At 61.4% G+C, this 15,414-nt stretch carries 11 protein-coding genes; 4 read left to right on the forward strand and 7 right to left on the reverse strand.

Annotation, left to right across the window (positions count from 1 at the left end; genetic code table 11):
• Window positions 1-24: 24 nt before the first annotated feature.
• From C9427_RS04960 to C9427_RS04970, 3 genes are all read right to left on the reverse strand, one after another.
• Window positions 25-1,164: a GNAT family N-acetyltransferase gene (locus tag C9427_RS04960; RefSeq protein WP_107648063.1), complete on the reverse strand. Its 1,140-nt coding sequence runs from the start codon at window positions 1,162-1,164 to the stop codon at window positions 25-27.
• Window positions 1,161-2,156 carry a sterol desaturase family protein gene (locus C9427_RS04965; RefSeq protein ID WP_107648064.1) on the reverse strand — a complete coding sequence of 332 codons (996 nt, stop codon included), beginning with the start codon at window positions 2,154-2,156 and terminating at the stop codon, window positions 1,161-1,163. Before C9427_RS04965 ends, C9427_RS04960 begins: the two co-directional genes overlap by 4 nt.
• 243 nt (window positions 2,157-2,399) lie before the next feature.
• Complete coding sequence (locus C9427_RS04970; protein ID WP_107648198.1) at window positions 2,400-4,310, reverse strand: heparinase II/III family protein; 1,911 nt, start codon at window positions 4,308-4,310, stop codon at window positions 2,400-2,402.
• A gap of 116 nt (window positions 4,311-4,426) precedes the next feature.
• Between C9427_RS04970 and C9427_RS04975 the strand changes: the two genes are divergently transcribed.
• Window positions 4,427-5,668 (forward strand): glycoside hydrolase family 5 protein, encoded by a 1,242-nt coding sequence (locus C9427_RS04975; RefSeq protein WP_107648199.1) that lies wholly within the window; start codon window positions 4,427-4,429, stop codon window positions 5,666-5,668.
• 129 nt (window positions 5,669-5,797) lie between these two features.
• Complete coding sequence (gene asnB, locus C9427_RS04980; protein ID WP_107648065.1) at window positions 5,798-7,687, forward strand: asparagine synthase (glutamine-hydrolyzing); 1,890 nt, start codon at window positions 5,798-5,800, stop codon at window positions 7,685-7,687.
• A gap of 16 nt (window positions 7,688-7,703) precedes the next feature.
• Here asnB and C9427_RS04985 read toward each other — a convergent pair whose 3' ends face one another.
• A complete protein-coding gene (locus C9427_RS04985) occupies window positions 7,704-8,825 on the reverse strand; it encodes a glycosyltransferase family 4 protein (RefSeq protein ID WP_107648066.1) in 1,122 nt (373 codons plus the stop codon).
• A gap of 171 nt (window positions 8,826-8,996) precedes the next feature.
• Between C9427_RS04985 and C9427_RS04990 the strand changes: the two genes are divergently transcribed.
• Window positions 8,997-10,436, forward strand: a complete 1,440-nt coding sequence (locus tag C9427_RS04990) for a lipopolysaccharide biosynthesis protein (RefSeq protein ID WP_107648067.1) — start codon at window positions 8,997-8,999, stop codon at window positions 10,434-10,436.
• A 64-nt stretch (window positions 10,437-10,500) separates the two neighbouring features.
• On the opposite strand, the gene C9427_RS04995 is transcribed toward C9427_RS04990, so the two are convergent.
• Genes C9427_RS04995 through wecB form a run of 3 tightly spaced genes read right to left on the reverse strand, consistent with a single transcriptional unit; the run spans window position 10,501 to window position 13,785 of the window.
• On the reverse strand, window positions 10,501-11,304 hold the full coding sequence (locus C9427_RS04995; RefSeq protein WP_107648068.1) for a WecB/TagA/CpsF family glycosyltransferase: 804 nt from the start codon (window positions 11,302-11,304) through the stop codon (window positions 10,501-10,503).
• Window positions 11,301-12,638, reverse strand: coding sequence for a UDP-N-acetyl-D-mannosamine dehydrogenase (wecC, locus tag C9427_RS05000; protein ID WP_107648069.1), 1,338 nt, complete (start codon window positions 12,636-12,638; stop codon window positions 11,301-11,303). Before wecC ends, C9427_RS04995 begins: the two co-directional genes overlap by 4 nt.
• Complete coding sequence (wecB, locus tag C9427_RS05005; protein WP_107648070.1) at window positions 12,631-13,785, reverse strand: non-hydrolyzing UDP-N-acetylglucosamine 2-epimerase; 1,155 nt, start codon at window positions 13,783-13,785, stop codon at window positions 12,631-12,633. The genes wecC and wecB overlap by 8 nt, the downstream gene beginning before the upstream one ends.
• A gap of 267 nt (window positions 13,786-14,052) precedes the next feature.
• Here wecB and C9427_RS05010 point away from each other — a divergent pair, with 267 nt between their 5' ends.
• On the forward strand, window positions 14,053-15,408 hold the full coding sequence (locus C9427_RS05010) for a glucosamine inositolphosphorylceramide transferase family protein (RefSeq protein WP_245436979.1): 1,356 nt from the start codon (window positions 14,053-14,055) through the stop codon (window positions 15,406-15,408).
• Window positions 15,409-15,414 lie beyond the last annotated feature (6 nt).

A 15,414-nucleotide genomic window follows, 5' to 3' on the forward strand; every position in this document is an offset into this window, starting at 1 on the left:
GCCTCTGAGGTGCTGTGGCGCCGATCAAGCCGCATCCTGTGAGGGCGCCAGTTTGCGCTGACGTGCATGCCTGATCCTCTCACGGATACCGTCAGCGACGGAAGCGAGCGTGCCCTGCGCCGTGCGCGTGCCAAGAACGGATTGCAGGGTAACGGCCTGCGTCGCGAACTTGTTCTTGAAGGCCTCTGCGCCACAGAGGAAATCGACCATGCCCAGGCCGTGATCGATCGACCACTGAATGTAGTCCATGATCAGGATTATGCCCGGCGACGCGCGGCTGAAATCTGGATCGAAGGTGGTCACGAACGCCATCATGACCTGGCGCTGGACGAAGTTGATGGAGACCGCGACCATGACGCCATCGCATTCAAGTACGAAAATGCGCAGCACGCCGGCACGCGCCAGCGCGTCGACAAGTGCGGCGAGCACAGGCGCTCCCTCCTCGAAAAGTTGGGATTCACGCGTGTGCTGCACCAGCCATCTGCGCTTCAGGGCCGAGAGCCGGTCCAATACCGGCTGCAGCGGCTCATCGGGCGCAAGCAGCCGAAATTTCACTTTTCCGGTTTCTTCCAATGTCTTGATGCCGCGCCGATAGTTCTGGCGTGTCTTCTTGGACTGATCCTCAAACCATGCCGCTCCGCTCTTCCACGGTCCGGCGACGCGATAACTGACTTCCTCCCTATGATTGGGACGAAGCCTGATGCCGCTGGAAGCGCCCGCGGTGAAGATCTTGCGGGCCGCCGCATCCGGCAAAAGACGATTGAGAAAGGCGAGATCGAATCCTCCGGCGTCACAGAGCTGGGCCCATAGGTTCTGCAGGGCCGACAATGAGCATTCCGGAGCAACCAGAATATCTCCATAATCGGTATAGCTGCTGGCCGCCCATTCAAGAAACCGCAAGCCCTTGCGCTTGCCGATCGCCAGCGGAATAACGGCAACCAGCCTGTCACCGTTCCAGACCAGGCCGATGCGCAGCGCGCGCTGGTCACGGTCCGCCACCGTGCTCCACCATGCCGAAACCCAGGCATGGCTCTGAAAGATCAGACCGTCGGCGCTATGCCAAAGCTGCATCCACTGGGCTTCGACCGCAGCCAGGCGATCCGCCGAGCGTACAATTTCCAGGCGCTCCGTGCCCACGGCATCGATCGAAACAAAGGTGTTCATGATGGTGAACTGTCCTGTGGCTGGGCGACTATATTAGGCCGCCTGTGGAACAGCCGGATGACGTGCCTCCCCATCTTCTTGAGTGGCAGGATGTAGAGCCCGAAGAGCGATTGATAATCGCGCACATCGCGATCTATCAGGCCAAATCTCAGATCTTCTTCTGGATCAGGCACAAACTGCGTTCCAAAGAGACGGTCCCAGAACGAAAAAAGCAGGCCGAAATTCTTGTCGTAGTGGCGGGGATCGATGCTGTGATGCACCTGGTGCCAATGCGGACACAAGATGATTTTGTTCAGCGGGCCGAAGGAAATCTTGAGATGCGTATGGCGAACGAAGTCCATCATCAGGATATTGCGGATGACGTAGACATTGATGCCGAAGATGGCGACCTCTACCGGATCGAGCGCGATCAGGCTCCAGATGCCGAAGCAGATACCCGGGATGACGCCGTCCCACATCCGGTTCATCAGATCGTCCAGCGGATGAACCCGGTCCTTGGTGATCCCCACCATCACCTCGGCCGAATGATGCACCTTGTGCAATTCCCACAGGAACGGGAAGCGGTGCTGGGCGACATGGTAGAGATAGTATGAAATATCATAGGCTATCAGCATGGTTGCGGTGAAGATGACGATCGTCACCGGTCCGGCCGGGCCGCCGATGAACGGCGCCTGGATGCCGAAAAGCCAGCCGATCGCCTCATGTGTCGCATAGCCTACCGCGGTAACGAAGGTGACGCCGGCAGGAATGAGCAGGAAAGGCATAATCGCCCTTTTCGTGACCCAGAATAGGACATCCGCTCGCGCCGACGGATGCAGGATGACTTCTGCCGGGAAAGCGAAATCGAAAAAGTCCCTGAAGGATTTATGTTCGACGGTTCGCCAGTAAGCGATCACCGCGCTCCCCAGCGCCGTGAAAAAAAGCAGACCGAGGGTCAACATATTGATATTGGAGAGCTTTTCGACAATCGCACTGGTGAATTCAGAAAACATCGGTGTGGTGGCCCTGGGTCCGTGAGATGGCTATCCGGCGAACTGCGGAGCAAGAAAAGTGCCAACCCACTGCATGTTGCCTGCAACCAGCGGCGGCTTCTGCGGATGCGACGGGCAAAAGCATGCCGGATTATTTGCGCCAGACTAGCAGATCAACCCTAACGAAACCGCTAAATGTCCCAACGCAATTAATATCGAATGTGGCTGGACACCCGCCAGCCAGCCCTGCGTCGGACGCCGGTCTTATCGTTGCGAACGGGCGATTGCGGCGAGGTGTATCTGGATGCCGCCCTCTCCCACTTCGCCATGCCAGGCGAGGCGTTCGGCCGGCTGCCTGGCGCCGAAACGTGGTGAAACCCAGCCGCCCTGCCCCGGTGCCTCACCGCCGGCGCGGATGTCGACCGCCGCGTTCGGAAAGCGGATCGCCAACAGCGGCTCCTCGTTGCGCAACACCATGACCGTGTCTCCGTCCCGGTCGGCGCGGAGGCCGGCGGCGAGCTGGAAGACGATTTCGGCCATCCGCCGGCCGCCAAGCAGCTGGTCGGTGACCAGGATGCCGTCCGCCTGCTGCGCGACGGTGCGCTGATGCACGACGCCGAAGCGGCTCTTGTATCCGTCATGCCGGGCACGCAGCTTCCAATGCGGTCTCCGCTCGCTCTGCGCCAACGTCGCGACCGCCTTGTGCGACCAGTTGAACGCCCCGGTCATGATGCTTTGGCTTTTGCCGTCGATGTTCAGCGTGTTATGCGCCGGCGTGGACCGGAACCAGTCGCGCCAGCCACCGCCCGAACCATAAAGCCAGGTGCCGGGATCGACCAGCACCGGCTCGCCATCGATGCACAGTGTGAGCGACAGCGCATCGGCATGGCCGTGGGCCGCTATCGAGAGGTAGCCAAGCGGGCCGTGGTCGAATGTCAGCTCGACATCGCGGCCATTCATCTCTCCGCGCCAGATGGAGAGCCCGCCTTGCACGAATGTTTGCAATCCCTGCGCCGCCGGCGCCGGTCCCTGCGGCACCCCAAAAAAAAGCGAACGAAAATCGTCGGGCTCCGGCATATTCCCGGGCATCCCCAGCAAGCCATGGATGGCGGCGGCGACGGATCGGACATAGCCCGGCTCGTCTCCCAATGTCAGGACGCGGCCTTCATCGTCGTCGCCAAAGCTGATGGCATTCCGTGGCAGCCAAGCCACGAAATCGGCGAACGCCGCCAGACGCGCTTCCGCTGCCGGTGGAAAGGGCTTGCCTGCCTGTCGCGCCGCGGCAGCGCACAGCAAGATGAGTTCGGCGGTGAAGGCCGCGTAAGTCGGGGTCTGCTCGGCGCCGGCGCCATCGGCAAGAATTTGCTTATGCACCTCGGCCAGCAGAGCGTTGCGGGCAGCAGCGGATTCGGTCCCGAGCGCCAGGCTGATCAGGTACTGGCCGGCCAGTTCCGCGACGAGATGGTTATTGGCGGAGGAAAAACGCGACGGAAACCGCGGCAGCCAATAGGCGCTCGCCGCCAGTATTTCACCAACGCGCTGCCGTGTCGCCGCGCCAAGTCGGTCGCCGACGAGGTCCAGAGTGACGATCAGGCTGATGGCTCGCAACGCCACTTCGATGCCGGAGGCCCAGCCAATTCCCCGGAATGGCGGGTTGGCGGAATGCCAACTGTCGATCGCCGCCTCGATCGCAGCCCTTGCCTGATCGTCGCTGGCGAGGAGAAGGTGGGCGGCCAGTGGCGGCAATTGCTGCAGCCGGTTGATCTCCCAGACGTATTTTACGTCGCCGCGGTCATCGCGATGGCGAAAATCGATATCGAAAGTGTGGCTCTCGAGGCCTGGCCAAAGCTTGCCGGTCACCGGATCGAGACGCCAAAGCTCTGGAGCAAACAGCTGATCGCGGTCGCGCCTTGGCCATGTTTGCCCAAGTGCGGAGAATTCGCCGCCAAGCCTATTCTGCGCCGCCGCCGCTATGGCTTGCCGCTGCGCCGGTGTTGCGGCCAGCACGGCATCGCGCAGTCCACGCAGCACCTGGTGCAACGGGGGTGAAGGATACCGCTCCCGGCCGTCGTCACGGCGTCGCGAAACGATCCTTCGGCACTGCTCGTCCAGCCTGTGCAACACCTCGGCCGGCCCCATGCTGCGCAATCGGTTGATGTACCAGCCGATCCTCATACGCGTTCCGCCAAGGTTTCGATCCTTGTATACCATGCTGCCGAAAAGCCGCGCCGCGGCAATCCTCTTTTGCGCACCTGCGGTTAATATCTCGACCCATGATGCGGAGAGTGGCGATGAAAAAAGTGGTCTGCGTTCTGGCCTGGCTGCTCGCCATTGCGACAGCGACCGAGGCTGCGCCGATTCACCTCGAGCGCGGCGTTGGCGTGCATGAATGGCTCAACTGGTCGCCGGTAGGCAAAGATGGATCCTACAACTGGCCGCCCTACCGCAGCGAGCAGGAATGGCTGGCGGGACACAGGCCGCTCACCGATTGGCCGGGCGGCGACGAATTTGCGCGCATTCGATCGATGGGTTTCGACTTCATCCGGCTGAGCGTCGACCCCGGTCCTCTGCTTGCCAGCGAGGGCGCCAAACGACAGCAGGCGCTCGACATACTTGCCGCCGCGGTCGAGCGGGTAACATCGGCCGGCCTCAAGGTGGTCTTCGACCTGCATGGCGTCACTCAGGTTCCGGCCTATGGCATGGAGATGATCTATGGCGGCGCCGACAGCAAGGGTGTCGCCCACTATCGCGACATGGTCGTGGCGGTCGCCACTATGCTGGTCAAGATCGGCACCGACAAGGTAGCCCTCGAACCGTATAACGAGCCGGCATATTACCCCTGCGATTCGAGCGGAAGCGATGACTGGCAGCGGATCATGGCCGGCACGGTCCACGACATTCGCATGGTCAGCAGCGAACTCACCATCGTTGCGACCGGAGCCTGTGGCGGCAGCATTGCCGGATTGGTCAACCTCACCCCCAGCTTTGACGATCCGAACCTCTACTACAGCTTCCATATGTACGAGCCGCACAGTTTCACGCACCAGCGGTCTGACGAGGCGAACGCCTTTGCCTCGGGCCTTCCTTGGCCAGCCAGCAGCAGTACGCCCGAAGCGGTGAGCGAATTGCTCAAAATCCGCATGGAGGCGGCCGGCTTGAGCAAGGTCGAGCAGGTGATGAATATGACCACGGCCCAACAAGCGATCACCCGATATTTCGCGCAGGACTGGGGCCAGGGCCAACTCGAGGCGAGCTTCCGCCAGGCGCTCGATTGGGCTGAGGGACATGGCATTCCGGGCCGGCGGCTCTTCATGGGCGAATTCGGCGTCATCCTCATGTCTGCGGACGGTCGCATGGGAGCACACGATGCCGACCGTCTGCGCTATCTCTCAGCAGTGCGCCGGGAGGCCGAACGCTTCGCGATCCCGTGGTCTGTCTGGGAATTCTCCAATCCCTATGGAATGACTCTCATCCTGCCCGATGGGCCGGCGGTCCCGGACCCGGAGATGCTGCAAGCGCTGGGCCTGCCGTAACCTCGCTTCGCGGGCCAAGTTTGGCTTCAATCCCCTGGCGGTTCCTAACGATCCGGCCTGTCAGCCACCAAGTGTTTAATACATTCGGTGTTAATGGCGTCGTGAATACGCGTATCCGGGGGAGAGACGATGTGTGGAATTGCCGGTTGGATCGGGCAGAGAGTTGAGAATCCACAAGACCGCGCTGCCAGAATGTCAATCGCATTGCGGCATCGCGGTCCCGATGCTGAAGGCATCGAGCTCCTGGACTTGGACAACGGCGAAGATCAATTGGCATTGGTGCATCGCCGCCTGGCGATTATTGACCTGAACACCGATTCAAATCAGCCCATGCAGATCGAGGACGGCCGCCTCAGAATCATTTTCAACGGCGAAATATACAACTACATCGAGCTGCGCCAGGAATTGATCGGCCTCGGTCATCGTTTTCGAACGCGCTCCGATACCGAGGTGCTGCTCAGAGCCTATGATCAGTGGCGCCTGTCCATGTTTGATCGATTGAGCGGCATGTTTGCTTTTGCGATGTGGGACGCTCAAAGCCAGGAACTGATCCTCGGCCGCGACCCCTTCGGCGAAAAGCCGCTTTACCTCATGCAAAGCGAGAAATTGCTGTCGTTTGCCTCGGAGATCAACGCGTTGCTGTCGTCGCAGCCAGACGCGCAGCAACTCGATCTGGGCGCCGTGCACGACTATCTGAAGTGGCGTTATGTGCCGGGGCCGAGCACGCTGTTCAAGCAAATCCGCAAACTCAACCCCGGAAGCTACGCTGTCTGGTCGCAAGGGACAGTCACGGAAACGCGCTATTATACACCGCCCGATCAAGTGGATCGGACCGAGAATATCGACCAAAAAACCGCCAGGCGAAAATTTCTGGAACTGCTCGACCATTCCGTCGAGATCAGGATGCGCAGCGATGCACCCTTCGGCGTCTTTCTCTCCGGGGGGCTCGACTCCTCGGCAATCGTGGCCCTGATGACAAGGCACAGCGACAAGCCCATTCGTACATTTTCGGTCGGGTTCAACGAAGCGGCCTATAGCGAACTTCCTGTCGCCCGGCGTGTCGCCGAGCATTTCAGGACCGATCACTGCGAGCTCGTCATCGAGGCCGACGACCTGATGGACTACCTGCCAAAGATGGTGCGCCATCGGGGTGCACCCGTTTCGCAAAGTACGGACATCCCGATCTATCTCATGTCGGAGCGGGCCTCGCAGGACGTCAAGATGGTGCTCACAGGGGAAGGGGCCGACGAAATTCTCGGCGGCTATCCCAAGCATCGCGCGGAGACGCTGGCTGGACTCTACCGGTCGCTTGTTCCGGCGCTCCTCCATGACAATCTTATCGCCCCCTTGATACGCGCCATGCCTGGCGCATCGGCCAAGTTCAATACATTTGCGCGAAGCGCGGGTGAAAGGGACTTTGCCGCCCGGATGATCTCCTGGTTTGGAGCTTTGACAGCACGCGAACACGATCGCCTTATCGGCGCGTCCGCCAATTTCAGCAAGGAACGCAACAACTTCCCGTTCTCCTCGAGCGCGCAGGCGTCCCATCTTCGCCGCGTGCTGTTTTTCGATCAGACGTCGTGGTTGCCCGACAATCTCCTGGAACGAGGCGACCGGATGATGATGGCCGGTTCAATCGAAGGAAGAATGCCTTTCCTCGATCGCGATCTGGTTGCCTTTGTCAGTTCGTTGCCCGATCGCTACAGACTGGGCCGGCGGCACAGCAAGCAGATCTTGCGCGACAGCATGGCCGACATGCTTCCCGAGGGAATTCTCCATCGCCGCAAAATCGGCTTCAAGGTCCCTGTCGCCGAATGGTTTCGCGGGTCGATGAGGAACTACGTGCACGACCATCTCTGCTCCTCCCATTCCGTCATCCGTGGCTATTTGAGTGCCAAGGAGCTGGACCGGATTGTCTCGGAACACGTCAAGGGCGCCGCGGACCACGAAAAGCTGATATGGGCGCTGTTGAACTTGGAGATATTCCACCGCGAATTCGAGCTTGGAGCGCCGCAGTGACGCCATAGGGTCAGCGTCAGCGCTTGACCGATTGGACGGTCTTCGACGCGGCCGACCTCCAGACATCGCAGATCGCGTTGACAAATGGTGCGAGATCGAGCCGCTCCCGATGCACCGCCATGGCGCCGGCGCCCAGGCGCTCGCGCAAGGTCTTGTCGTCGACCAGCCGTGTCAGCGCCTTGGTCAACGCCGCGACGTCGCCGGGCGGCACCAGCAACCCGGATTGCTCATTGGTGACGATATCCTCCACGGCGCCGACAGGCGTCGTCACCACCGCGAGACCGGCGGCCATCCCTTCGATGACCGAGACCGGCAGGTTTTCGGCAAAGGAGGGCAACACCAGAATATCGGCCGAAGCGATCAGCGACGCGACCTCATTGGGCCCGACCCATCCGGGAAAGGCGACGCGCTCGGCCAAGCCCAGTTCGGCCGATCTCGTTCGTGCCGTCTCGACTTCACCATCGCCGGCGATCGTGGCGCGCCAGCCCTTGATGGCCTTCATGCGGTGCAGCGCATCGCACAATTGCGGCACGCCCTTGCGATCGCCGATACGGCCCAGGAACAGGATGTGAACGCTGTCTCCGCCGCCGACATGCGCCAGGGATGGAACTTCAGTGGCATTGGGCACGATCACGATGTTGTCGGCAGCGCCTGGCGCCCGGCTTGCGATGAAGTCGCGCCAGATGCGGCCGAGAACCACAACGCGGCTGGCATGCTCGAACATCTGCCGGATGCGGTGGCTGATAAAGCTGCGGTCTTCATGCCAGAACGTCTGGTACTCCGCTCCATGCAGATGCAGCACATAGGGAATGCCGAGCAGCCGCGCGCATTTGGCAATCACCAGTTTGCGGTAGGTGCTGCCATATCCCGACAGGTTGATGTGGACGACATCGGCATGCCCGGCGATGCGTGCGGCCAGCATCCGCAGGCAAAAGCCGGTCATATAGAAGATCGACAAAGCGACCGGGCCCGAACCGCGGCTGGGAAGGAAACGGGCGTCGATATCGGGGCTCGCCCGCCGTTTGAGCCCGTGATTGAGCGTGGCCATGATGCGGTCGATGCCGCCCTGCCCCGAAACGCCCGAGGGCGTCGCGACCAGGACATGTACTTTTCGATTGTGAATGAGACGCTGGAGCATGACGGTGTTTCGGATAGCACAAGCCGCGTAACTGGAAAGCTAAGGTTCCCCATAAGGTTTACGACAAATCTCTTGTCTCAAACTGAATCTGTTCACCCTTCGCCGTCATCGCGCTGGCTTTTCCGCCGGTCGACAGTTAATCGAAGCTGAATTACCCAGGGACGTCCCCCTTTGCTGCTCCGCTCCACGCTCATCTATGCTCCGGCGATCTTGCTGACGCGTATCTCCGCGCTGCTCTTGCTGGTCATCGTGACGCGTCTGATCGACCAGACCGAGTACGGCCTGCTGACCCTGGTGGTGACCGTCGGCGAAATGACCGACATTGCCGTCACCAACTGGCTGCGCATCGCCTTGCTCAGGCTTGGCGGCAAGGGCGATGTCAGCCGTGGCAGCCTGATGCTGGCCGGACGGGTGCTGCTTGCCTCCACGACGCTGGCGCTAGTTGTATCCGTGGTCGCCTCGGCACTGATCGTACCGGAGCGCTGGGTCGAGTTTTCGATCGCCGTCGGCAGCTATCTCATTGCCGGCGCCGTCGGCCGCTTCGCGTTGACGGTACTGCAGATGCAGCAGCGTCATTCGGTCTATTCGATGCTGGAATTCCTGCGCGCGGTGCTGCAGCTCGCGCTGCCGATCTGCGCCATCGTCCTGTTCCAGGATTCCTTTCTGACGGTTTCGCTTGGCACGAGCCTCGGCGTTTTGATTGCCGGTATCGTGGCGGGCATCATGGCGTCCCGGCGCGTCGTTACCGGCCCGCCGCGCTTCACCCAGAAGGAGTTCTTCGCTCTCGGCGTGCCCCTGGTCATCATGGCGCTGGTGGGCTTCGGCCTCAACAGCGCGGAGCGCTTGTTCCTCAAGGTCTATTACGATGCTAGCGCCGTGGCCATCTTCGCCGCGGCCTATGCGTTGGCTCGCCAACCGATCGATATGGTCGCCAATGCCATCAACATGGGCGCCTTCCCCGAAGTTGTCAGCCGGTTCGATGAGGAAGGGCCCGCGGCTTCGGGCCGGCTGCTGTCGCAATTGATGGCTTTGATGGTCCGCCTTTGCCTGCCGATTGCAGCAATGCTGATCGCGCTCAGCAACGATATCACGCAGCTCATGCTGCCCGCCCAGTACCACGGGCGCTTCGGCCTGCTGTTTCCGATCATTGCCTTCAGCGTGCTGTGCGCCAACCTCACGAGCTTTGTCTACGGCGTCGTGGTGCACGCGCACAAGCGGCCGTGGCTGCTGATCATCGCCAACGCTTTCGGCTCGACAGCGACCATTGGACTGTCTTTGCTGTTGATCCCACGGATGGCGGAGGTCGGCGCCGCTTTGGCGCTGGCAGGCGGATCGCTGGTGGGTCTGGCAGCCTGCATCGTCATCAGTGAGCGGCTCACGCCAGTGCCGGTGCCATGGCGCGACATCGGCGTCTCAGTCGTCATATCGTTTGCCACCGGGCTGGCCGCGAGCATTGCCAGCGCTTTGCTCGCCGATGTGCCGACGATCTTCTCGCTTGTCGGGGGCGGCACTGCTGGCGCGGTGGTTTTCTTTGGGCTGACCTGGCTGTTCCACCCTGCGGCCACGATGCAATTCGTCGGCAAGCTCCGGGCGCGGCTACGGACCGCATAGACCGCGACGGCGCCAGCGCCGAGCGGTTCCGCCTTTGAGGCCGGTCAGCAGCCCAACGCGGAATTTATGAGTTGACGTTCCGGCGCCGCTGACGGTTCCAAAATTCCTGAAACAGCAGCCCTGCATAGGCGGTGTTGGTATCGTAGTAGCGGCGCCACAGGCGGCGTGGCTCCTGTGCAACGCGAAACAACCACTCCAGACCGGCCGCCTGGATCAGTTTCGGCGCCCGCGCGACCTTGCCGCCATAGACGTCGAAACTGCCGCCCACACCCATGACGAAACTCGGAGCGAGTTCGTTGCGATAGCGCTTGAGAAAGCGTTCCTTGCGCGGCGTCGGCATCGCCACCAACAGGCAATCGGCGTCAGAGCTATTGATCGCCTCGACGACAGCGGCCTCGTCTTCAGGCCTGAAATAGCCATTGCGCATGCCGGCGACAACGAGGTTCGGATGATCCTTGGCAAGTCGCTTTGCAACGGCATCGAGAACGTGCTGTTCGGCGCCCAGGAGGTAAGGTCTGTAGCCACGCTTCGCGCAGAGGTCGAGCAGATTGATCATGATGTCGACGCCGGCGACCCGCTCAGGAAACTCGACGCCGCAAAGACGCGCGCCCCAAAGCACGCCGATGCCGTCTACGTTGATAACATCCGCCGTCGCAACATCCTCTTGCAATTCGGCATTCTTGCGCATGTTCACCAGCTTGGCGACATTCACCACCACATGATGCAGCGGCCGCCGCAGGGTCATCGCCTCATCGGCGATTGCCAGCGTCTCGGCCATGGTCAGAGCATGGAGCGGAGCGCCAAGGAACTCCCGGCGCCGTGACGCCAACAGGGAATGCTGCGCCCATGCGGAGTCGTGCGCATTCATGCTGCCTCATCCCTGCTTGCTGGGAGTGCCCGGCGTTCGACCTGTGCTTTCTTCCCCTCGATGCGGGCGTCGGGCTTGCGTGCCTTGCGCCATGTCCACAGACCCCTTGTGTCGACGAGCTTCTTGTCCTTGAGGGCCTCGGGGTCGACAAAATTGAACTGCCGATGATCGACCAGAAGGACGACGATATCGCATTTGTCGATGGCGGAGAGTGCGTCGGTAAAGACGATGCCCCTGCCCTCCAGCTCATGCGGCAGCGCATGGGCATTGGGTTCAGCCGCGACGATCTTCAAATTGGGGATATCGGACAGAAGCTTCACCACTTCGACAGCCGGGCTCTCGCGCATATCGTCGATGTTGGGTTTGAAGCTGAGGCCCAGGCAAGCGATCGTCTGCTTGCGGGAAGGGTCGAGCAAAGCCTGGATGTCCCTGACCACCGACATGGGGCGCTCGGAGTTGATCCGGCGCGCTGAAGCTATCAGCCGCGTGCTGTTGGGCGCCGCGTCGATGATAAAATACGGATCGACCGCGATACAATGACCGCCGACGCCCGGGCTCGGCTGGAGGATGTTGACGCGCGGATGCCGGTTGGCAAGATCGATCACCTCCCAGACGTTGAGCGACAGATCCTGACATACTGCCGCAAGCTCATTGGCGAAGGCGATATTGACGTCGCGAAATGCGTTCTCGGTCAGCTTCACCAGTTCGGCGCTTTCGGCCTGGGTCATGAACAGGTCGCCGGCAACGAAGGTTGAATAAAGGGTCGCGGTCCGTTCGGACGATTTGCGGGACAGTCCACCGATCGAACGATCGTTGTTGATCAGCTCGGTCAGCACCTTTCCCGGCAACACGCGCTCCGGCGAATAGGCGACCAGGACATCGGCCTCCTCGCCATGCGCTAGAGGAAACTTGAGATCGGGCCGCAACTCGGCAAGCAGCCCGGTCATGATGCGCGTCGTGCCGACCGGCGATGTCGATTCCAGCACCACAAGGTCTCCCCGCTTCAACACCGGGGCGATGCTTCTTGCCGCCGCAAGCACGTAGCTCACATCCGGCCTGTGGTCTTCGGTCATCGGCGTCGGCACGGCGATGATATGGGCATCCGCCGGCTGCGGCGTGTTGAATGCTTTGAGCTTGCCGTTGGCGACGACCTTCTGGATCAGGCCGTCGAGGTCCGGCTCGACGATATGGATTTCACCGCGGTTGACCTTCTCGACCACCGCCTCGTTGACGTCGACGCCGATCACGTCGAGCCCGCGACTGGCGAAAATGGCGCAGGTCGGCAGGCCGATATAGCCCATGCCGATAACGGAAACGGTCTTGATGTCAGCCATGATGCAGCAATTCCTCAACGATCCGGTTACTGGCCCGGCCATCGCCATATGGGTTGTGTCGTTCCGCCATGCCGCGATAGGCCGCCTGGTCATCAAGCAGGCTATTGGCATTGGACAGGATTTTTTCGATATCGGTGCCGACGAGACGCGCGGTGCCCGCCACAATCCCCTCGGGCCGCTCGGTGTTCTCACGCATCACCAGCACCGGCTTGCCGAGCGAGGGCGCCTCCTCCTGCACGCCGCCGCTGTCGGTCAGTACCAGATAGCTCTGCTTCTGCAGGTACAGGAACGGCAGATAGTCCTGCGGGTCGACGAGATGGATGTTCGGCACGCCTTCCAATTCCCTGTTGACCACCGAGCGCACATTGGGGTTGGGATGGACGGGGTAGACGATCTGCACGTCCCCGCGTACCGCCAGCCCCTTCAATGCCGCACAGATGCGGTGGATGCCGCCGTCGAAATTTTCACGGCGATGACCGGTGACCAGGATCATTCTCTTGGCGGGATCGAGGAAGGGAAACCGGGCGGCGAGCCCGGCGCTCATCAGCCTGTCGGCGTCGATCGCGCTGGAAAAATGCAGCAGCGTGTCGATCACCGTGTTGCCGGTCACGAAGATGGTGTTCTCGGCCTTTCCTTCGGCGATGAGGTTGTCGCGCGCCTGATCGGTCGGCGCGAAATGCCAGGTCGCGATATTGCCGGCGATCTTGCGGTTCAGTTCCTCCGGAAAGGGAGAGTTGATATCGTGGCTGCGCAAGCCCGCTTCGACATGGGCGACCGGAATGCGCTTGTAGAAGGCAGCCAGAGCGGCGGCCATCGCCGTCGTCGTGTCGCCCTGTACGAGGACGATATCGGGCTTCGCCTTCTCCAGCACTTCGGCCATGCCCAGGAGCACGCGCGAGGTCACGTCGAACAGCGTCTGGCCTGGCTGCATGATGTTGAGGTCGTAATGCACCGGCAGGCCTGTCAGCTCGATCACCTGGTCGACCATCTCGCGGTGCTGGGCGGTGATGCATGTTTCGGTGACGAAACCTGGATGGGCAAGTGCCGCACGCACCACCGGAAAGCACTTGAGCGCCTCCGGCCGCGTGCCGAATACGATCAGCAGTTTCTGCCTGGAAGGCAGTTTTGGATGCGAAAGGACGTTCATTGCTGATGCTGATCCTGGGCGGCTGCAAGACCCTTAATAGCGGCAGAAAGCGGCTTCGTGGTGCCAAATCTTAATATATGATTAACAGCCAAGACCCTCTTATTCTCCCCTGATAAGCCTTTTGAAAGTCTAGGCAGATAGGTAGTCTACGAGGACAGTCTTGAAAAAGAACATATTCGATTGAGTAACATTTTAATCATCGGTCACGCCGACGGATCCCGGCGCTGGGAAAATGAACTTCTGAGGCGATTGAAGGCGGCTGGTCACGTGGTTTCGAGTGGCCTCGCGCCCGCGCCCGTGCCCGCCGCGCGCTGGCTGGACAAGGTGCTTGATATCGAGAGCCGGCGCTTCGGTCCCTCACTGGCAAGCCGCTCAGTGCCGTTGCCGTCGGGCGAGCCAGGTCCGGTCGACCTCATAGTCGATCTCACTGCCACTGCCGCGCGACGAGACACGCCGGTTCTGACGCTCGAGTTTTGCGGCCACGGCGCCTTTCCCGCCGGCGTGGCCGAGATGCTGGCGAGCGACCGATCGCCCGAACTCGCCGCTCGCCTCGATGGCGTTGCCGTCGCCAGGGGACGGCCTATGCTCAGCGATCGGCTCTGGCTGTCTCGCAGCTGCAACGACCTGCTCGCCGGGGCCATATCGCTGGTTGCTCAAAGTGTGGCCCGCTTTTTTGCGGGCGAACTTGTGCCAATTGCCGACAGCCCAGCGCCAATCCCAAGGAGCCGCGGTTTTTTCCGAAGCTATCTGCCCTTTTTCTGCAAGGGGTTGGCCGAACGCGTCGTGCAAAAAATCAGACTTGGACGCCGCCCCTTCTATTGGCAGGTTGCCTATCGGCTGATCGACGGGCCAGGCGTAGCCGAAACCGGACAACTCGACGGCACCCCGTTCACTGTGCTTGCCGACGACGGCCAGCGTTTCTACGCCGACCCGTTCGTCCTCGAGCGCGATGGCCGCCACTATCTGTTTGTCGAGGAATTTCCCTATGCCACGGGTCGCGGCGTGATTTCCGTCGCTGAACTTGATGACGACGGCGCTTTCGACGTGCCGAGGGTGGTGCTGGAAGAAGCGCACCATCTGTCCTATCCGCAGGTGTTCGCCCACGCTGGCGAGATTTTCATGATCCCCGAAAGCAGCGCGGCGCGCGAAGTTGTGCTCTACCGTGCCGCGCAATTTCCAGATCGCTGGGTACGCGACACCGTGCTGATCGCGGACAGGAATTTCAATGACGCCACGCTGCTCGAATCCGATGGACGCTTCTGGCTGCTGGGGACGGAGTGGTTCGGTCACGGCAGCGCGTCGGACACGATGGCCGTTTATTCCGCGCCCTCGCTGCGCGGGCCGTGGACCGCCCATCAGCTCAATCCCATCGCCGTCGATCACTCGGCCACTCGACCCGGCGGCGCCTTTATCCGGCAGGGCCACGCTCTGGTGCTACCGGTGCAAAACGGGTCAAGAGCCTATGGCGGCGGACTGGGGCTGATGCGGCTGGAGCGGCTTGACGATTTCGACGTCCGTTTTACGCCGCCCCGCCCGATTGAGCCGGGGACGGCATGGGCCCGCGCCGGCATCCACACGCTCAATCGCGCCGGCAATGTCGAAGTTGTGGACAGCGCTGGCTGACTGTTT

The organism is Mesorhizobium helmanticense (assembly GCF_003034915.1).
GTDB lineage: Bacteria > Pseudomonadota > Alphaproteobacteria > Rhizobiales > Rhizobiaceae > Mesorhizobium > Mesorhizobium helmanticense.